The following is a 19,067-nucleotide window of genomic DNA, read 5'->3' as shown; positions in this document are numbered from 1 at the left end:
GGGTGACGACATATCGTCATCACCCCAACATTTGACGGAGAACCTAAAAAATGATGAGAATATAAGAGGCGCCGCTTGATCTTTTTAATGTTTTACTAAATTCACTTCTGCCTTGGGACAAACAAATTTCAATTCGGCTGCCATTGAGGACAAATTATCCTTATATTTGGGCGGATTGCTCTGATTGTAACTGAACACATGAATCAAAAAACTAGAGATAATCAAATGTGTTTCCTTATAATAGAAAGATGAACATACTAAACGGAAAAGGAAGTTAGCGATGAGCCAGCATGATTTCACGCGAGGGAACCTGTGGGAACAAATGGTCAGGTTTTCAACACCGATTCTGCTGACCAATCTCTTACAGGTGTCCTATCAATTTATTGACAGTCTATGGGTCGGAAACCTCCTGGGAGCCAATGCACTTGGAGCGGTTTCTGTCTCTGGAGCGGTCATTTTTACAATATTGTCATTCATCATTGGGGTAAACAATGCAGCCTTAACGATTCTATCCCAGCAGAAAGGAAAGGCTGATAATGCAGGCCTAAAAAATTACCTGAATGCTTTTGTTGTTATTCTGACAATCCTTTCCGTTTTATTAGGTGTATTGGGATATATATTTTCAGAATGGATTTTAGTATTCCTTGGTACTCCGGATGCGATGATTTCCAGTGCTAAAGCGTTCCTTGAGATTAGTTTCATAGGGATCATTTTTTTGTTTGGATATAACTTTATCGCCACCATACTTCGATCAGTCGGCGACAGCAAGACACCATTAATCTTTGTATTTTTATCAGTGGTTTTAAATACGGTTCTTGTTCCGGTATTTATTATTTATTTCGGCATGGGTATCCAAGGTGCTGCACTTGCGACAGTGATTTCACAGGGTGCTGCATTCCTGTTCGGCTTAACATTGATTATTAAGCGAAAAGTTGTTCCATTTGCTATTCCTTATTTGCCGAAAAAAGAGGAAATTGCTCTTATTTTTAAACTAGGCATTCCTTCCGGTTTGCAGATGACAGTTATTTCGGCTGGTGTTATGGCGATCATGAGTGTAGTGAATTCATTTGGGGAGGACGTTGTCGCTGGATTTGGAGCTGCCCAGCGTATCGATAGTTTGATTATGCTGCCTGCCATGGCTTTAAGTACGGCAGTCAACAGCATGGCCGGCCAAAACATTGGAGCAGGCCGTTGGGATCGAGTCCATAAAATCGCAATCTATGGTGTGCTCTATAATTTATCCATTATGGTCACAATAGCGGTTGTGATTTTTCTATTTTCAGAGCTGGGGATTGGTCTTTTCGTTCAGGAACAAGCAGCTCGTGAGTTTGGAGGACAGTATCTGCGGATCGTTGCGTTTTTTTATCCGTTCCTTGGCATTAATTTTATCCTGAATGGAATTGTCCGCAGCTCAGGAGCAATGTTTCAGATCCTCGTGTTAAACATTATTTCATTCTGGGTACTGCGCTATCCGTTAACATATCTTTTTTCTGAGAAGCTAGGTGAAGCAGGGATTGGATTGGGTATGGGCACTGCTTTTGTGATTGGAAGCTTAACTTCTTATCTATATTACCGCTATGGAAAATGGAAGAAGGAACTGCTTCCCGGAAAAGAATGAGGGATTCAAAAAACATGTCCGAACCAAGGGTATAAGCCCAGGTTCGGTTTTTTATTTTCAGGAGCTTTAAGTATTATAATATTCAAAAAATAACCTGCGTGGCCCCCGTTTATCTCGCCCGAATAGAGGTATATGTATAACGTATGGCAGTTATTTCTAATTTTTTAATGCGTATACATAAGATATCGCCGTATTTACTATGGAGCAGCACTTGGGAGGGAATGCAGGATGATGATAAAAATTATCTGTGCTGTAGCTGGATTTTTTTTACTGCTGGTTGCCTTTGAATCGGGCGTATCTATTTGGCTAAAAAAATATGTTACAAACGATAAGGAAGAACAGAGCAGGACTTTTCTCGGTGTACCTGTTTGGTTAAAAAAATATTTTTCAAACGAAAATGAAAAATGGAGCGGTGTCTTTAACCAGTTAAAAGAAAAGCTTGCTAAACGGAAGGCTTCATAGTGCGGCAAAATAATACACAAAAAAGGCGAAGGGCTGTCTCGGATAAAAACAGCCGCTTCGCTTTTTTTCATTTAGTAAAGCATATGTTAGGATCTCTATCTGTTCCTGTCTTCACGACAAGGAGACAGCTACAGCAGGTATGGGTTTTTCATAACCACTGAGGCTGAGCCTTCAACAAGCCCTTTTAAATACTTCAGCAAGGATCAATATCAAGATTGTCGACCGGCCACCAGAAGTTTCCGTCTTTTGCAAGCAGCTCGTCTGCACAATCCGGACCAGTAGTGCCCGAAGCATAATTTGGGAATGTAGGGTCTGTTTCCTTCTCCCATACTTCAGAAATATTGTCTACAAACTTCCAGGAAAGTGCAACTTCATCCCAATGGGTGAAATTGGTGGCATCTCCACGCATGCTATCGTACAGCAATTTTTCGTATGCTTCGGGAGTGTTCATCGTGTCAACGCTTTTGTTTGCAAAATCCAGCTTAACAGTGGTCGTTTTCATGCTTGTGCCGGTTTTCTTAGCGTTTAGCATGAGTGTAATGCCTTCCTCCGGCTGGATATGGATAACAAGCAGGTTTGGATTCAAGTGTTCTTCTGATTTATAGTACAGATTCATCGGTATGTCCTTAAACTGGACAACAATTTTGGTAGATTTCGTATCCATTCTCTTGCCTGTTCTGATGTAGAATGGAACACCTGCCCAGCGGAAATTATCAATCATAAGTTTTCCAGCAACAAATGTTTCCGTATTGGATTCCGGATCAACCATTGCCTCTTCCCGGTAAGCAGGAACCTCTTGTCCTTGAATGGTTCCTTTTCCATATTGGCCGCGGACAAAATATTGGTTCACTTCATCCTTCTTCATCCAGCGGAGAGATCGTAGTGCCCGTACTTTTTCACTGCGGATTTCCTCTGTATTCAGGCGGATTGGAGGCTCCATCGCCAGCAGGGCAACCATCTGCAGCATATGATTTTGAACCATATCCCTTAAGGCGCCGCTTGTTTCATAATATCGGCCGCGCTCTTCGACGCCCAATACTTCACTGGAGGTTACCTGAATGTTTGAAATATATCGGCTGTTCCAAAGCGGTTCAAAGATGGCATTCGCAAAACGGATAACCTCGATATTCTGAACCATTTCTTTGCCTAGATAATGGTCTATCCGGTAGATTTCATCTTCTGAAAATGCAGTACGGAGTTGATCATTGAGCTCTTGAGCGGAATCAAAGCTGTGGCCAAACGGTTTTTCGATTACGAGACGTTTATAACCTTTTGTTTCGGTAAGGCCTTCAGACTTAATATGTTCTGCAATGGTCCCGAAAAATTCAGGAGCCATAGCAAGGTAAAAGACGCGATTCCCATCTAATTCATATTGATGATCCAGGTTCTCCGCGATTTCTTTAAGCTCTTTGTAAGATGTTGAATTTGCAACGTCGTGCGAATGGTAGTAGAAGTGAGAGATGAATTCATCAATATTTTCACTTTCTTTTGCAAAAGTCAGGACGGAATCCTTCACATTTTGCTGGAACTCTTCATTCGTTAAAGACCTTCTTGCAACTCCGACAACAGCAAAGTTTGAAATCTTCCCTTTTTTAAACAACCGGTATATAGAAGGAAACAGCTTCCGCTTAGCTAAATCCCCAGTAGCACCGAATATCATAAGTAATGCAGTTGGTGTTTGTTTCTCACTCACAGTTAGAACCTCACTTTATGTACTTTTTGGAAAAACTTGATTTTATTTTAAAATAGACCCGTACAAATATATTATTGTAAAGATTGTCCTGGATTAAATCAATTGTTACGCCCGCCATTCCTTTGTTATTCTTTTTCAAAACGCTTCCATATATGCTTTTCAAACAAGATTCCGTAAAATCAGAAGTAAGTGTTTATTTTCACCGGGTTATTGAAAGCAGTGTTCAGCGGGTTATGCTATAGTAAAATCATTATACATATGCAATGGAGGTAACATTGTGGATTTTGTTTTTTTGGGAACAGGGGCAGGAGTCCCTGCAAAATCAAGGAATGTATCGTCCATCGCCTTTCAGCTTTTAGAAGAGAGGGGAGCGGTATGGCTGTTCGATTGCGGAGAAGCGACCCAGCACCAAATTCTGAAAACTCCTGTAAAGCCACGGCGTATCGAAAAGATATTTATTACCCATCTCCATGGTGACCATATATTTGGGCTCCCAGGCTTGCTGGGCAGCCGTTCTTTCCAGGGAGGTACAGAAGAATTGACCGTCTATGGACCGAAAGGAATAAAGGAATTTATAACAGTCTCCCTTCAAATAAGCGGGACGCACTTGATGTATCCTTTAAACATCATCGAAATTGAGGGGGGAGTTGTTTTCAATGACGGCCAGTTTACAGTTACCGCTCTTCCGCTTGAACACGGCATGTCCTGCTTTGGCTATAGAATTGTGGAGGCAGACCGTCCTGGAAGCCTGATGGTTGTTAAACTGAAAAAGGAAGGGATTCCTCCTGGCCCGCTATACCGCAGGCTGAAAAATGGTGAGACGGTCAAACTGGAGGATGGGCGGATCATAAATGGCCGGGATTATATTGAAGAGCCTCAAAAAGGAAGGATTATAACAATTCTTGGCGATACCAGGAAATGTGAGAATGCTGTAAAACTGGGTCAAGACGCCGATTATCTCATCCATGAAGCTACATTAGCAATGGATGAAGAAGAAATGGCTCATTCGCATTACCACTCCACCACTGCGCAGGCTGCCGATATAGCAGTAAAAGCGAAAGCTAAGCACTTAATATTAACCCATATCAGTTCCAGATATTTGGGCGATGAAACAGCAAGGCTGCAAGCGGAAGCAGCTGCCATATTCCCTAAAAGCGTTGTAGCTGAAGATTTGATGAGGATAAAGATTCCGCTGTATTCAGAAAAGTAAGTAAGAAGATGAAATTCTTTTATATTGTAAGCATACAGAAGCAGGCAGGCAGCCTCCACGTAATTTAGCAAGTCTTACAAAATTTTTTCATAAAGAAATCAGACAGTTTTTCTTGAAACTGCTGACACTGAGAAATGAAATCGGAAAGCTGCGAAGCAACAAGAATTTTAACCCGATACAAAGAATCCGGACTGAGACCAGCCCGGATTTTTCGTATAGCCTGCCTTCTATATAAATTTGTAAACAGAATTGTATACAGATAATTCTGACAACATTTATTTACAGCCAGCCGCGTTTATATTGCACTGGAGGTTCTATTTCCACGCGAAGTTCCTTGGCTGCAGTACGCGGCCAATATGGATCCCTTAGAAGCTCCCTTGCAAGGAAGACGAGGTCTGCTCGTTCATTTTGTATAATTTCTTCGGCTTGTAATGGGGAAGTAATGAGTCCAACTGTTCCGGTTGGAATATCAGCCCCTTGCCTGATTGTTTCACTGAAAGGCACTTGATAGCCCGGGTAGGCATTGATTCTGGCTGGAACAACAGCTCCCGAACTTACATCAATCAAATCTACCCCATGGTTTTTCATCCATTTTGCCATCTGGACATAATCTTCTGCCGTCATGCCTTCTGTATGGTAATCATGTGCAGAAATCCTGACAAATAATGGCCCATCCCACACTTCTTGAACCGCTCCGATTACTTCCTTCAAGAAGCGATATCGATTTTCAGCGGAACCGCCGTATTCATCTTCCCGTTTGTTGCTGAGCGGTGAAAGAAATTGATTAATGAGGTACCCATGTGCACCATGAAGTTCAATCACGTCGTAGCCCGCTGTACTTGCCCGATTGGCAGCGCTGCGGAAGGCAGCCACTGTTTCAGCAATATCTTCTTTTGTCATTTCCTTCGGAGTTTTGCTATTTTCGTCAAATGGAATGGCAGAAGGAGCGATGATTTCCCCTTCAATTACGGCTTTACGTCCTGCATGGGAAATTTGGATGCCTGTTTTGGCACCATGTTCTTTGATCATGGAAACAAGCTTCGAAAGCCCTTCTAAATGATCATCGCTCCATATTCCCAGATCCTGAGGTGAGATCCTGCCCTGAGGAGTCACAGCAGTGGATTCCTGAATGATTAAGCCTGCCTGGCCCACCGCTCGGGTGGTGTAATGGGTCAGATGCCAATTTTGCACAATACCGTCTTCTTCGTAGCAAGAATACATACACATTGGAGACATCACAATTCTGTTCTTTAGCGTAACATTTTTAATTGTATACTCTGAAAAGAGCAATGATTTCATTTATGCCATCTCCTTACCCTAATGATTACTAACATGGATAGTATAGCAACCATGGAGATTTCTTCCAAGGTTTCCGCCTCGGAGCTTTTCTATTAATGGCTAATTTCCTTAACCTTCGACTTTGCAGCTTGAATTTCTCCTTTTAGTTGATTTCCAAGTTTATTGGCCTGTTCAGTTGCTTTTACAATACATGAAACCAGAGCTTCCTTAACATTGTGATTTTCCAAAACCTTAATCCCCGCTTCCGTTGTTCCGCCAGGAGATGTTACCTCGCGGCGAAGTGCAGCAGGAGTTTTCGGTGACTGGCTTAGCATGTCCGCAGCTCCGATAATTGTTTGAATAATTAATTGTTTAGCCGTTTCTTTTTCCAGCCCGATTTCCTCTGCCGATTGCTCCATGGCTTCCACCAAATAATAAATATAGGCAGGGCCGCTGCCGGAAAGCCCTGTGACGGCATTAAGCTGTTCTTCCTCCACCACTGCTACGAGACCGATCGTTTCAAACATTTCCCGCGCCTTTTCAAGATGGCTTTTATCAGCATATTTATTAACAGCGACAGCAGTAGCGGACTTTCCTACAGCTGCCGATGTATTCGGCATCGCCCTGATAATCGGCAGTTTTTTACCTGCCAATGTTTCCAGGCTGTTTAAATCGACACCGGCAGCAACTGACACAACGAGCATCCCTTCTTTTAAATATGAACCGGCTGCAGTCATTGCAGCAGCTACATCCTTTGGCTTAACTGCAAGAACAACGATATCTGCCCCTTTTATCGTTTTTTCTAAATTGGCTGACGCTGTGATTCCATATAGATTGCTTAAATAAGAGAGTCTGTCTTGATCGCTCCGGTTTGTTATGAAGATTTGGCTCCTGTCAACAAGACCCTGGGCAATAATCCCAGACACCATCGCTTCTGACATTGATCCGCCACCTATAAACGCAATTTTCTTCATTATCGTATCCTCCTATTAACCTGAAAATTTTGGTAAAAGAGTCACTTGCCTTTAATTTTAAAAACCTATAAGCACTATAGTGGATGCAAAGTTTACTTTTTCATTTGCGAAAATACGTTCTTTCCATCCTGTAAATAAAAAAGACCCTTCATCCTGATAAAGGACGAAAGGTCATGCTTCCGTGGTACCACCTTTGTTCACCTTTGAGAATATTTTCCCAAAAGATGCGCTTGAATCCTGTAACGTGGGATATACGTCAGGTTATCCTGACGGCTCATAAGGTAGGTTCAATGAAACAGGGGGCATGTGAATCCTTTCAGCCGGCGGGCTTCACTCTCTTTTGCCATCTTTCATTTACTGGCCTTACTCATAGCCTATCTTTTAATTTTAATTGTGATTATGAGGGAAAGACAAGGCTACTGTCAACCCTCTTTTTTGCGGTGAAGCAAAAAAATGTCAAATAAATTATGTGAAAATAATGACAATTTATTTCACAGCAGGTAAAATGGTAATACGTGAAAAAAGAATGACGTGAAAAATTATTCAGGGGCGGTCCATCCTAGTAAATTCTTAATGTAATTCCCGCTAATATAAATTGAATTTCAACGAAGTTTTTCTGCAGGTAATAGTTGCGGTACATCAGAAGGATACTAGAAAAGTATTTTGCAAATATAATTATTAAGGTGGAGCAAAAATGACGGAATGGCATAATGGTATTGTTAGAATATCCATCCCAACCCCGTTTCCGGTTGGTGATGTAAACGTTTTTTTAATAAAGGGTGATTTGCTAACTTTGGTGGATACAGGTGTGAAAACACCTGCAGGACGTTATGCACTGGAGGAAGGGTTAAAGAAGCTAGGCTATAAATTGGAGGATATCGAACAGGTGATCATTACTCATCACCATCCTGATCATGTTGGCGGTGCCGACTTTTTTGGAATGAATGTTCCGTTAGCTGGACATCCGAATAACCAGAGATGGCTTGAGCTTTCGGAGGACTTTATTAGCCAGCTGGATGAATTCTTCCTGGATTTCGCGAGCCTGGCAGGTATTCCGAGTGAAATGAAACATCATGTGAAAAAGTTTCGCGGGGCATTAAAATACAATTGCGATCGAACTCTTACAAATATGATTACCGATAAGCAAGAACTGCCGGGACTGCCAGGATGGATGGCTGTTGAGACGCTTGGCCATGCCCAAAGCCATCTTTCGTTCTTTCGTGAGCAGGATGGAGCTATGATTGGAGGAGATTTTTTGCTTGAAAAAATCTCACCTAATCCATTGATTGAGCCTCCCTTTGAGCCAGGAAAAGATCGCCCAAGGCCACAGCTGCAATTTAATGCTTCATTAAGAAAGCTCATTGCGATGCCAGTTTCAAAGGTATACGCCGGCCATGGTGATGAAGTGGAGAATGTGAAGGAACTGGCTAATCTGCGGATTAATCGTCAGCATGAACGGGCTATGCATGTTAGACAGCTGGTGGAGAATAAACCTTCTACAGCTTATGAACTTTGCACTTTGCTATTTCCGAAAGTATTTAGGAAGGAACCGGGTCTGACTCTTTCAGAAACTGTCGCCCAGCTTGACTATTTACTCGATTTGGGAGAAATTAAGGAAGAACAATCAGCCCATGGCAATATTTATTCCGTCAGCTAAATAGGGGTGACTCGTATGATGAATTTAAAGGGAAAATGCGTTACTATCACCGGGGCTTCCGGAGGGATAGGCAAAGAAATAGCTGAGAAAGCAGCCGCAAGAGGAGCACGTGTAGTGCTGCTTGCTAGAAGTATCGATAAGCTGGAAGCGATAAAGATGGAGCTGAATGCCAAGTACGGAAACTCAGCGCTTGCTTACCAGCTGGATGTATCAGACTCTGATAAAATCCAATCAGTATTCGAGGAAATTTTTGCGGCTGTTGGAAAAATAGATATTCTGGTCAATAATGCCGGGTTTGGATTATTCAGCCATGCACATGAGGCAGAGCTTCAGGTGACGAAAGCAATGTTTGAGGTTAATGTACTTGGGCTAATCGCCTGTACACAAATGGTTTTGCCATCCATGATTGCTCGTAAATCAGGGCATATCATTAATATTGCATCTCAGGCTGGAAAAATAGCAACCCCAAAATCGAGTATCTATTCAGCGACAAAATTCGCCGTATTGGGCTATTCTAATAGCCTTAGGATGGAGCTTTCGGAGCATAACGTTTTCGTAACCACTGTTAATCCGGGCCCAATCGAGACGAATTTTTTCAATATAGCTGATGAACAGGGTACATATGTGAAAAGTATAAAACGATTTATGCTGAAACCGGGCTATGTTGCCGAGAGAGTGGTCGACGTGATGATGACCAGCAAACGCGAAATTAATCTGCCGGGATGGATGAGCCTCGGAAGCTTATTTTATACACTATTTCCCAGGGCGGTCGAAACATTAGGACGAAAAGCGTTCTTTAAAAAGTAGTAATTTTCTTCCTTGATTTTGAAACGAAAGCAAACGAAATCCGTCTATTAAGTCAGAGGTGAAAGGCTATAAAACAATCAGCCATCTTCTTGATTCCTTTGATGCTTTGCGCAATCCTTCTTGGCTGTTCGAAGGATACATCGAGATTGCCTGCAGATATTGGCAAGGGAGCAGCGGGCTTCCTTACAGAAATAAAAGGAAATCGGGTCTTAATAGGTGAAACAATATATAGTTTGACGGAACAGACCAAGATTCAAACAGAGAACGGGAAGAAGTGGAATGTTAAAGATTTGAAAATCGGGTTGAAAATCAAGCCATGGTATGCAGGAGGGGTAAAAGAATCCTATCCTATGCAAGCTGACGCCAGATTCTTAATGATTCTAACGGATGAGGCCAGCAGCAAGGAAACAGAAATTGTCCGCAAAGCCATTAAAGGTGTCCAGAAAAGTGAAAATGAACGGTTTATTATCCGAAATATCGAGCATTTGGCTGGGCAGAATGTCTACAGGCTTGAAATGATGAGCCGTTCCGTGCTTGACACATCTTTTACGATAACGATTGATGAAGAGACATACGAGGTTTTTTATCAGTAAAGCAGTGAAATGCTGCTCAACCTAATCCTGGCTGCTGGCCGGGTTTTTATATTTGGATTTTCATTTTATTTGACTGCTGCCCTGCCTTATTTTTAAAATCTGAGGATATTTCCTTAAATGAATGTCAGACGCACATTATAAAATATTTTTTCATAGCAGACTTTTATTCGCTTTATTATGTCTAATTAGTATAGAAACAATAGGGGGAACCGCTTGGATAAACAGCTTGTAATAAGGGCAGTGAGCGGGGGTGATGAAGCGTTTTTCGCTTTGATTCACAGTCATAAAATACAGCTATACAGAATGCTGGACATCTATACTGGTTAAAGAAGGAGTTTTTATCTTAAAAAGAGGCTGACTGGGAAGTTCCAGATCAGCCTTGTTCGTTATTTCGCAGTTGTTGTTTGAAGCATCTCAATAATATAAGGGGTAATTCCTTCAGATTCTTCCTTGTTGGCAAAATGAATGGTGAACTTCAGCAGCTTTCCATTTACCCTTTTTACGACCACATTTTGAGATGCCTTGCTGTTTGAAGCGTGCAAGTAAAATTCAGCATTGCGGTAGAAAGGATGGTAGTTTTGTTTTTTGATTTCGATTACTTTTCCTGTTGATTTCAAATATTCGGCCGCGTTCTTCTTTACCGCTGCAACATTGGCCTTCGCATCCAGCACTTCTATACGGGCAAAATATGTTCCATCTTTTTTATACTGAAGAATGTACTTGCCAGGTTCTTCTTTATCGAAGGAATATCCGCTTTTCACTTTGAGGGTCACGGCAATTTTGGCTGCATCATAGGAAGAGCCTGCTGGTTTTCCTGCTTTAGCCACAACAAGCTTCTGTCCTGGATAAATTTTATCGGATTTAAGGCTGTTAATCTTCTTTAATTCACTGACAGTCAGTCCATATGCACGGGCAATTTTGGAGAGCGTATCACCTTTTTTCACTGTTATTATTGTCCCGAGCTTTAACGTTTTGCCAGCGATGATCAGATTTGAGCCGAGATGATTGATTTCCTTTAATGCTGCTACGGTGGTATTGTACCGTTTTGCTATACTGTATAAAGTATCGCCCTTCTGAATTTTATACACGTCATTTGCAGTCCCTGCATATACGCCCTGCGAAAACCCGAGCAGAGATGCAAGGCCAATTGATAACACTGTCAGCTTTATTGTTTTCTTCTTCATCCTAATCCCTCCGATTTGTTTTTCGTGAGTCATGTATTTGACGAATCTTTACCAAAACAGTTACAGGATTGCCGAGCACAATTGCAAATTGGGCTTTTTGGCATAATCTTTCTGTAGCATTTGTTTCTTGAGAAGTGGGAGATGGATAATCTGGAAGATTGGCAAAAGTATATTTTACATAGCTTAGAAGCGCTGATAAATTCGACGTTTCCGATATAGATACCTGCATGTGACACGCCTGCATCCTGTGATTCCAAATAAATAAATACTTTCTTTGTATAATAAATCCCTATTTCTTTCCAAACTGAATTTCCATATTTGGTGAATAGAGGAGAAGCGGGGGAAATGTTGAATTTTGAAATAAAATTCCCATTGAATACGAACGTGTATTCGGATAATATTATGGGTATAATAAATACGAACATATATTCTAGAGGAGTGGAGAGACATAATGGTGGATTATAACGCGATGCCGAATCACCGGATTTTATGCGTCGATATGAAAAGCTTTTATGCCAGCTGTTCCGCTGTTATGGAGGGGCTTGATCCCTTAGAGTGCTATTTAGCGGTTGTCGGAAATATCGACCGGCCCGGAAGTGTTGTTCTTGCGGCGTCCCCGAAAATGAAAAAGGAATTCGGAATCAAGACAGGCTCCCGGAAATTTGAAATCCCCAATGATCCGCGGATTAAAATAGTTGATCCTGCTATGTCCACATATTTGAGAATTTCCACAGAAATCACCCGCCTGTTTCATCGGTATGTCCCAAAGGAAGCGATCCATACCTATAGTGTGGACGAGAGCTTCCTTAAAATAGACGGAGCCACCTCACTCTGGGGCGACGCCTGGACGGTTGCGCGAAAAATTAAAGATGAGATCGAGCGGGAGTTTCAGCTGCCGTGTGCAATTGGCATTGGACCGAATATGCTCCTGGCCAAGCTGTGCCTTGATCTTGAAGGAAAAAAGGAAGGAATTGCGGAGTGGACATATGAGGATGTGCCAGCAAAGCTGTGGCCGCTGTCGCCGCTTAGCCAAATATGGGGAATCGGCAAAAGGGTGCAGCGGACGTTGAATAGCATGGGGATTTTTACAGTTGGCCAGCTTGCCAGCCATAGCCTTGAGCAGCTGGAGGCCAAGTTTGGGGTAATGGGAAACCAGCTTTATTACCATGCCTGGGGGATTGACCTTTCAGATATTGGAGCCCCAATCATGGAAGGGCAGGTCAGCTTTGGAAAAAGCCAAATCCTTCTTCGTGATTATAAAGACGAAAAGGAAGTAAAAAACGTGATTTTGGAAATCTGTGAGGAGGTGGCAAGACGGGCAAGGTCGCACTATAAGGCAGGCAGGACAATAAGCCTCGGGATTGGATACAGCCATGAGGAATTCGGAGGCGGATTCCTGCGCTCACGTTCCATAGCTGAACCCACAAATGTGACGATGGAGCTGTACAGGGTATGTCTGGAACTGTTCCACGAAAATTATGTTCCGAAAACAGTAAGGCAAATTTCAATCTCGCTGTCCAATATAGTGGATGACAATGAAATGCAGCTGACATTGTTTGATCCTTCCGCATGGAAAAAGCGAAAGCTTGGCTACACTGTTGACCGCATCCGCGGAAAGTTCGGTTCGAAATCGCTGCTGCGTGCTGTGTCCTATACCGCAGCAGGAACTGCCGTTATCAGAAGCGGCCTTGTCGGAGGACATAAATCGTAACGCAATGAATAAGAGCCAAGGGGGATTTATCATGATACGGGATCGGGGACGAATTAAATGGACGTCAATGATGCTGCCGGAGCACGTAAAAATGCTCCGGGATTGGGCACATGAGGACACCTATGAACAGCGCAGGGAACTGGATGAGCAAAAGCTCGATGAAATGAATATGGCTATAGGGGAAGCGATGGAGACGGGTGCCGCTGTCGCGATCACCCATTATAAGAATCGGCGGCATTGCCTTTTGATCGGCCGCATACATTATTATAACGAAACCAAACAACAGCTTCATGTGGTAGATCACTTTAATGAGCCGCATTATATTGGGCTTTCGGAGATTGCGGATGTCAGGTACGCAGAGTGATTGAACCCTCACCAAAAAAACGTGCTGGCGGCAAAGGTATAAGGGGGTGGCCTGCTGTCCATGAAGCCATTTTTGGAACTCGCACAAAGTGTGAAATTTGACAGTAAAGGAATGCTGCTTAGCAAGGATACCTGTCTGAGATATATTGGGAGGGGAAGAAGCGCCTATGTTTTCAGGATTGGCTCAACGTATCTTGTTATGAAGGTATTTCTGCCGGAACGAACCAGGGAAGCTAAGGAAGAGGCGGAGATATACCGGATTTTGCAAAAGCATCCATCATATCCTGCGCTGCACGGAGCGGGAGAGAATTATCTGGTGATTGACTACATCAAAGGGGCAACAATGTATCAATGCCTGAATAGTGGTATGGAAATAAGGGATGAACATGTACAGCAGGTCGACCAGGCTCTTGAGTCAGCAAGAAGGAAGGGGCTCAATCCATCGGACATTCATTTGCATAACATTATTATTATAAAAAACAGCCAAAAGATTAAAGTGATCGATGTGGCAAGATACAGGCAGCAAAAAGAATGCAGCCAATGGGAGGATATAAAAAAAGCATATGTCAAGTATTACAGGCATCGGTACTTTCCAAAAAAAATCCCACGCTTCGTTCTTGATGCGATTGCTGTTTCCTATAAAAAGAATTTGCTTCGGCCGCTGATTTGATTTATGGATGAAACCTTCGTCATCCACTCATAGGCAAGAAAAATAATCCACCTGAGTTGCCGGCTCCGGTGGATTTTGCCGGCTGCAGCTAATTCTCTGAGCGCAAAGCGGCTGCTGCCAGGCCGTTTGGTGTTACCAGCACTAAACGGTCTTTTTAAAAATTTGTAATCCAGAATTTTTACACCCCTGTAAACTCGTTAAAAAAGGTATGGGGGAGCATGCCTTTTATTCCTGTCCTTCAGGTTTCGGAGCTCTTACCCGCGATTCAAACTTGCCTTTATGGGAAGCATCGCAATATGGCATATTTGCCGACATGCCGCAGCGGCAAAGCGAGAAGGCAGGCTTTGCAGGAAACGCATTTCCTTCTGCGTCGATTAGCTCTACATCGCCAGTAATCCGGTATGAACCGTTATCGTTTACTTTTATTGTTACTTTTTCCATAATGATCATCCTTTCCATAATTTTGGTCATATCTTCTTATATCCTAACTGGAAGCCGAATCTTTTTCAAACTATTTTAAAGACTGATAAAATAAGGATATGCAATCACGAAGGAGATTTTGACTATGAAAATAGAATGGACAGAAACAGCGGTAAAAGCGATCCGTGAAAAAACAGATGGTAAATCGGGCCTGATGAAGCTGAAATACGATACAGATGGCTGTGGCTGTGTGGTGAACGGGGTCACAGCACTGTGGCTCGTAAGCACGCTTGACGATGACGATGAAAGAATTGAAACCAATAACGGCCCAATATATATCGAGAAATCAAAGGCTATTTTTTTGGATGACGAAATGAAGATTGATTTTGTGCTGGAAGCAAATAGCTTTCAATTGAAAAGCCCAAACCAATTCTTAAATCCGCGGATGAGTTTTTCTGATCGTACGTAGGGAAACGGGCGCGATTAAACTTAGATTAGCGACAATAAAGAAGGAGCAGAACGCCCGGAGGCTGCTGCTTCTTTTTTAATGGGCGGGCAAAACAAGCTCTTCCAAAAATTCATCAATGACTTTCTCGTATTCACGGGGATTTTCATTATAGGACTGGGCATGAGCACCTTTGGCAGCGATATACAGTTTCTTCGGGCCTTCTTTTTCCTCAAAAAGCCGGGATGTCATCTCAGCTGGGATAAAATCATCGTCCTGGCTGTGAATAAACAGGACCGGGCTTTTAATATTTTTTATAAAACGTATGGGAGCAACATCATCTATCCTCCAGCCTGCTCGCAGCTTCAGGAATCGGTCAGCAATAGGGAGGACCATCCAGGAAGGAAGCACCGGTACCTCAGCCTTCAGGCGATGAATCAGCTGCCCGCGGAAATTGGAAAAAGGGCAGTCAGCGATATAAAAGCTGGCGCCATCCTCAACCATTCCCCCATAGAGCAGAGCAGTTGCGGCACCCATCGACTCACCATGTATGCCAAGAATAATGTCTGAGCCTTTTTGCTTTTTCAGTTCATCAATGACAGCCTGCAGATCGAACTTTTCATAATAGCCGTAGGAGCTGTGCGTTCCACCTGATTTACCGTGGCGGCGATGGTCGTAAATAACAGCATTAAACCCGCGTTTCAGAAAAAGATTCATATATTTAACTGAATTGAAGCGGTTTTCCGTAACGCCGTGACAAATAATTACCCATTTATTTGTTGTGTGCGGTTCCACGAATTCACAGTGCAAATCATAGCCGAATTTGGAAGGAACAGTTAACTCCTTTTTCGGCAACGATTCATATTCCTCAAGGTTCAGGCGTTTTGCGGAAATTTCACGTTTATGAATGAGCCGTTCTTCCTTCTTTTTCATATACATCACACGGTTTGTAAAATACATCCCAATGCCAATAATGTAAGTGAGAATACCGAGCATAAAAATGAGCAACTTTTTCATTAAGCGCGCCCCCGAGGTTTTTTCTTTATTTTACCATGTGCATTCTGCCAATAATAGTTTTCGCAAAAGGGTGGCTGCCTACCTGGAAAAAAGTATCCTTCTTGCAGCCAATAATCATAGTTGGTCTTGTATAGTTGTTTTGGAGTTCAGTTTTAGTGCTGCTTTAAGTATTCCCGATCCAAATTTCGCTTCGGAAGATTATACCAATGTTAGCGGTATCGAAAGGCTTTTCCCGAAAGCTTGCCGAGCCGTTCACTTTTAAGCAAAAGAGGAATCAATATTCGCTGGCATCTCCCCTTTGAATGTAAAACAATAATGGAAGCGGCAAATAAAATGGAACAAGCTATTTTTTAGGGATATGGGCAGCAAGAGGCAGGAAGATTCCGCCGCCTAGGAAGGCCCCGCAAAGGCTGCAGTGTCAATTTGGTAATAATCCAAAAAATCCGAAATAAACCGGATGACAAAAAAAGCGATTCTCATTTTTGAATCGCTCTTAAGAAAGCATGTTATTTCTCCGGAAGAATGACTTCTTTAATTTCCTTTGTTTTCAGATCCATCCGGTAGAGGTGGTTATCAACCCTGTTAGGCCAATTTTTATCAGCAATAAAGTACAAGCTGACATCGGAACTAAACCGCGGACGTCCGACAAAATTTCCAAAATGGGTAACCAGGTGCTCCTTTTTCGATTCAAGATGATAGGAGAATAATTCATACTTATATGTCCCGTCATCATCCGGGTTGCTAATGGATTGGTAGATTATTTCATTTCCGGAAGGGGCGAGTATAAGCTCAGTAATATCAATCTCTTTATTTGGATCGGTTACAACGTGTAAGTCTTCCGGGGAATCAAGGGCTATTTGAAACACCCGCTGCTTCGTTTCGAATGTTTCCTCCGGCGTGTCGGCATCCAGGTCATCATCCATCTGGACGAAAATGGATGTTCCATCCGGAGAAACGTTAAGAGATGTCATCGAATATTTTTTAAGGCTGGTTCGCTGAACGGTTTCTTTTTCTGCCAGTTTGTATTCAAATACATCTAGGTCATGAGTCCGTTTACTGGCAATAGGCGAATAATTCCCAAAGGTGCCTGCACCCAGGAAAAATAAAGAATCGCTAACAGGGGAGAAGTCCAGTTCAGTTACCATGTTCTCCGATTTGAACAGCTCTGTGACCTCCTTAGTACGGAGATCGAGCAGATGTACTGTACTTGACAAATCCTTTTCAGGATTTTTATTGGCAGTAATAAAAGCTACCTTCGTACCGTCACTCGAAAAACTCGGATCGATAATAGACTTGCTATTTTCAAATTCGATTACTTTTTCCTCTATATCTAGCTTATTATTGAAGATATACAAACCGGGCTTTCCTCTTTTATAAGAAACATAGGCAACCGTATCCTGGGCGGATACATCATATTGATCGGCAAGACCCTCTTGTTTTTCCTGTTCTGTCTTTTCAAACTTGAACCCCATGACTGCCAGTATCGCCGTAAGGGTGAGTACCAGTCCGCCAAATAAATATAAATATCTTTTTCTCATGGCTGCCCCCTTAATACATCAATTTTGGCAAGAATGCGATCAGCAAAATCCCTACTATAAATAACATGGGGACAACGGCTAAACCATATGCCAAACGTTTATTTTTTTTCAAAGCTTTTACTTGGGCAATATAAAGCCCAATCCAAATCAGCGCCGGCAGACAGAATGCGAGCATAATCGGTGAAAATCCTCCAATCATTATAAGGCTGCCGCCAACGATAAAAAGTGTTGCCCCAATAATGAAAATCCCTGCAGTAATGTTTAAAGCGTGAATAATTTTGGAATCCCGGTTCAATGCCTGGCTGCTGCCAAAGCTATTTAACGAAGTCAGGTACAGCAGCGACAGATTCAGCAGGATAACAAGTCCAGCGGCAATCGGCAAAATAGTAAGTGAGAGCCCGTCTGAGAGCATCCCGCCGTACAAATAAATCAGCGCATGGAGCACCAATGTGCTATTGATCCATCGTTTCCGGTTTAAATGGACACTTTTATTAACTGCCAAGTAAAAAATAAATGAGCTTGATGCCATCGAAACAACCATCCACATGATGAATGCATTACCCTCCCAAAACAGTTGGAGGCAATATGCTGCCACCGTATACAATATTGAGGTTACGGAAAGGGTGAACATGAGTTCTTTGCGGTATGGAAACATAGCCTGCTGTATCTGGCTGCCGATTTCCCCCTCATTTCCGAACAGTGCCATGGCTTTTTTTTCTGCTTCCTCTTTGCTTAATCCATCCTCCATTAACTGGCCGCGTGACATTTGGAGATGAATAAGAAGTTCTTCATATAAGTCTTCCTTTTCTTCTTTTGAACAATCCGTATGCCGCACAATGTTTTCAACAAAGCGTTCGAGTCCGGATTTCATGAAAGTCCCTCCGAACTTTTTCTAATAAGATTTTCCATCAGTTGAAAGTCCTTCCGCTTCTGCGCTAGCTCAGCAAGTCCAGTTTCTGTGATTTTATAATATTTCCGTCTGCCTGCCTCTGTTTGACTCCAATAAGATTCGATAGCCAGCTTCCGTTCCAGCCGTTTAAGCGCAGGATATAAAGTTCCTTCGCTCATTTCATAACGCTCATCGCTCAGCTGCTTTAAAATTTTAGTAATTTCATATCCATATAAATCTTTTTGGGAAATCAACGAAAGCAACAGAAGATCAATACTACCCTTCATCATTTCTTTATCCATCTGATTCTCCTCAACTGTTAATATATGGTTATTGTAATACGATGTACCTCGTAATGCAAGGTTAAAAAAATTTAGCTTAGCAGGGGGAAATGAAGACTTGCAGCTATGGTCTGCGCATCTGTATTTGTTTTTCTATTTTTTTTTAGGCTATATGTTAAAGCTCATTGCTGATTTTGATACTTTGTTGATGTCTAGCTGCAGCGCCCAGCCCCGACGCACAGGACGTGCTAGTGCCG

20 protein-coding genes are annotated in these 19,067 nt (G+C 42.5%); 10 read left to right on the top strand and 10 right to left on the bottom strand.

What is annotated here, in order from left to right:
• Window positions 1–280: 280 nt before the first annotated feature.
• Together D0469_RS20645 and D0469_RS20640 are read left to right on the top strand one after the other, a co-directional pair.
• Window positions 281–1,618 (top strand): MATE family efflux transporter, encoded by a 1,338-nt coding sequence (locus D0469_RS20645; protein ID WP_117328591.1) that lies wholly within the window; start codon window positions 281–283, stop codon window positions 1,616–1,618.
• A gap of 228 nt (window positions 1,619–1,846) precedes the next feature.
• Window positions 1,847–2,080 carry a hypothetical protein gene (locus tag D0469_RS20640; protein WP_117328590.1) on the top strand — a complete coding sequence of 78 codons (234 nt, stop codon included), beginning with the start codon at window positions 1,847–1,849 and terminating at the stop codon, window positions 2,078–2,080.
• 193 nt (window positions 2,081–2,273) lie between these two features.
• Here D0469_RS20640 and zwf read toward each other — a convergent pair whose 3' ends face one another.
• A complete protein-coding gene (zwf, locus tag D0469_RS20635; RefSeq protein WP_117328589.1) occupies window positions 2,274–3,773 on the bottom strand; it encodes a glucose-6-phosphate dehydrogenase in 1,500 nt (499 codons plus the stop codon).
• 277 nt (window positions 3,774–4,050) lie between these two features.
• Between zwf and rnz the strand changes: the two genes are divergently transcribed.
• The gene (gene rnz, locus D0469_RS20630; protein WP_117328588.1) at window positions 4,051–4,983 is read left to right on the top strand and encodes a ribonuclease Z; all 933 of its coding nucleotides are present in this window, start codon (window positions 4,051–4,053) and stop codon (window positions 4,981–4,983) included.
• A gap of 279 nt (window positions 4,984–5,262) precedes the next feature.
• Here the strand turns inward: rnz and namA are convergent, their stop codons facing one another.
• Both namA and proC read right to left on the bottom strand, forming a co-directional pair.
• A complete protein-coding gene (namA, locus tag D0469_RS20625; RefSeq protein ID WP_117328587.1) occupies window positions 5,263–6,282 on the bottom strand; it encodes an NADPH dehydrogenase NamA in 1,020 nt (339 codons plus the stop codon).
• Window positions 6,283–6,374: 92 nt separating this feature from the next.
• Window positions 6,375–7,235: a pyrroline-5-carboxylate reductase gene (proC, locus tag D0469_RS20620; RefSeq protein ID WP_117328586.1), complete on the bottom strand. Its 861-nt coding sequence runs from the start codon at window positions 7,233–7,235 to the stop codon at window positions 6,375–6,377.
• Between the two features lie 694 nt (window positions 7,236–7,929).
• Here proC and D0469_RS20615 point away from each other — a divergent pair.
• The 3 genes from D0469_RS20615 to D0469_RS20605 all read left to right on the top strand — a co-directional run bounded on the left by D0469_RS20615 (window position 7,930) and on the right by D0469_RS20605 (window position 10,292).
• Window positions 7,930–8,892, top strand: a complete 963-nt coding sequence (locus D0469_RS20615; protein ID WP_117328585.1) for an MBL fold metallo-hydrolase — start codon at window positions 7,930–7,932, stop codon at window positions 8,890–8,892.
• Between the two features lie 15 nt (window positions 8,893–8,907).
• Window positions 8,908–9,699: an SDR family NAD(P)-dependent oxidoreductase gene (locus D0469_RS20610; RefSeq protein ID WP_117328584.1), complete on the top strand. Its 792-nt coding sequence runs from the start codon at window positions 8,908–8,910 to the stop codon at window positions 9,697–9,699.
• 146 nt (window positions 9,700–9,845) lie between these two features.
• Complete coding sequence (locus D0469_RS20605; protein ID WP_158553613.1) at window positions 9,846–10,292, top strand: DUF3221 domain-containing protein; 447 nt, start codon at window positions 9,846–9,848, stop codon at window positions 10,290–10,292.
• A 386-nt stretch (window positions 10,293–10,678) separates the two neighbouring features.
• Here D0469_RS20605 and D0469_RS20600 read toward each other — a convergent pair whose 3' ends face one another.
• Both D0469_RS20600 and D0469_RS21285 read right to left on the bottom strand, forming a co-directional pair.
• Window positions 10,679–11,476 (bottom strand): LysM peptidoglycan-binding domain-containing protein, encoded by a 798-nt coding sequence (locus tag D0469_RS20600; protein ID WP_158553612.1) that lies wholly within the window; start codon window positions 11,474–11,476, stop codon window positions 10,679–10,681.
• A 1-nt stretch (window position 11,477) separates the two neighbouring features.
• Entirely contained in the window at window positions 11,478–11,705 is a 228-nt protein-coding gene (locus D0469_RS21285) for a hypothetical protein (RefSeq protein WP_117328581.1), read from the bottom strand.
• Between the two features lie 222 nt (window positions 11,706–11,927).
• Between D0469_RS21285 and D0469_RS20590 the strand changes: the two genes are divergently transcribed.
• The 3 genes from D0469_RS20590 to D0469_RS20580 are packed head-to-tail and all read left to right on the top strand — an operon-like array spanning window position 11,928 to window position 14,220.
• Window positions 11,928–13,187 carry a Y-family DNA polymerase gene (locus D0469_RS20590; RefSeq protein ID WP_117328580.1) on the top strand — a complete coding sequence of 420 codons (1,260 nt, stop codon included), beginning with the start codon at window positions 11,928–11,930 and terminating at the stop codon, window positions 13,185–13,187.
• 31 nt (window positions 13,188–13,218) lie between these two features.
• On the top strand, window positions 13,219–13,551 hold the full coding sequence (locus D0469_RS20585; protein ID WP_117328579.1) for a YolD-like family protein: 333 nt from the start codon (window positions 13,219–13,221) through the stop codon (window positions 13,549–13,551).
• A gap of 60 nt (window positions 13,552–13,611) precedes the next feature.
• A complete protein-coding gene (locus D0469_RS20580; protein ID WP_117328578.1) occupies window positions 13,612–14,220 on the top strand; it encodes a protein kinase family protein in 609 nt (202 codons plus the stop codon).
• Window positions 14,221–14,445: 225 nt separating this feature from the next.
• Here D0469_RS20580 and D0469_RS20575 read toward each other — a convergent pair whose 3' ends face one another.
• A complete protein-coding gene (locus tag D0469_RS20575) occupies window positions 14,446–14,661 on the bottom strand; it encodes a CDGSH iron-sulfur domain-containing protein (RefSeq protein ID WP_117328592.1) in 216 nt (71 codons plus the stop codon).
• Window positions 14,662–14,785: 124 nt separating this feature from the next.
• On the opposite strand from D0469_RS20575, the gene D0469_RS20570 reads away from it, so the two are divergent.
• Window positions 14,786–15,109 carry an iron-sulfur cluster biosynthesis family protein gene (locus D0469_RS20570; protein WP_117328577.1) on the top strand — a complete coding sequence of 108 codons (324 nt, stop codon included), beginning with the start codon at window positions 14,786–14,788 and terminating at the stop codon, window positions 15,107–15,109.
• A 75-nt stretch (window positions 15,110–15,184) separates the two neighbouring features.
• Here the strand turns inward: D0469_RS20570 and D0469_RS20565 are convergent, their stop codons facing one another.
• The 4 genes from D0469_RS20565 to D0469_RS20550 form a co-directional block, all read right to left on the bottom strand.
• The gene (locus D0469_RS20565) at window positions 15,185–16,102 is read right to left on the bottom strand and encodes an alpha/beta hydrolase (protein WP_117328576.1); all 918 of its coding nucleotides are present in this window, start codon (window positions 16,100–16,102) and stop codon (window positions 15,185–15,187) included.
• Window positions 16,103–16,608: 506 nt separating this feature from the next.
• Window positions 16,609–17,640, bottom strand: a complete 1,032-nt coding sequence (locus tag D0469_RS20560) for a PD40 domain-containing protein (RefSeq protein ID WP_117328575.1) — start codon at window positions 17,638–17,640, stop codon at window positions 16,609–16,611.
• 10 nt (window positions 17,641–17,650) lie between these two features.
• Entirely contained in the window at window positions 17,651–18,511 is an 861-nt protein-coding gene (locus D0469_RS20555) for a permease prefix domain 1-containing protein (protein ID WP_117328574.1), read from the bottom strand.
• A complete protein-coding gene (locus D0469_RS20550) occupies window positions 18,508–18,831 on the bottom strand; it encodes a PadR family transcriptional regulator (RefSeq protein ID WP_117328573.1) in 324 nt (107 codons plus the stop codon). The genes D0469_RS20555 and D0469_RS20550 overlap by 4 nt, the downstream gene beginning before the upstream one ends.
• Window positions 18,832–19,067 lie beyond the last annotated feature (236 nt).

It is taken from the genome of Peribacillus saganii, from assembly GCF_003429095.1.
Classification (GTDB): domain Bacteria; phylum Bacillota; class Bacilli; order Bacillales; family DSM-1321; genus Peribacillus; species Peribacillus saganii.
This window is presented reverse-complemented; position numbering and strand designations above follow the sequence as displayed.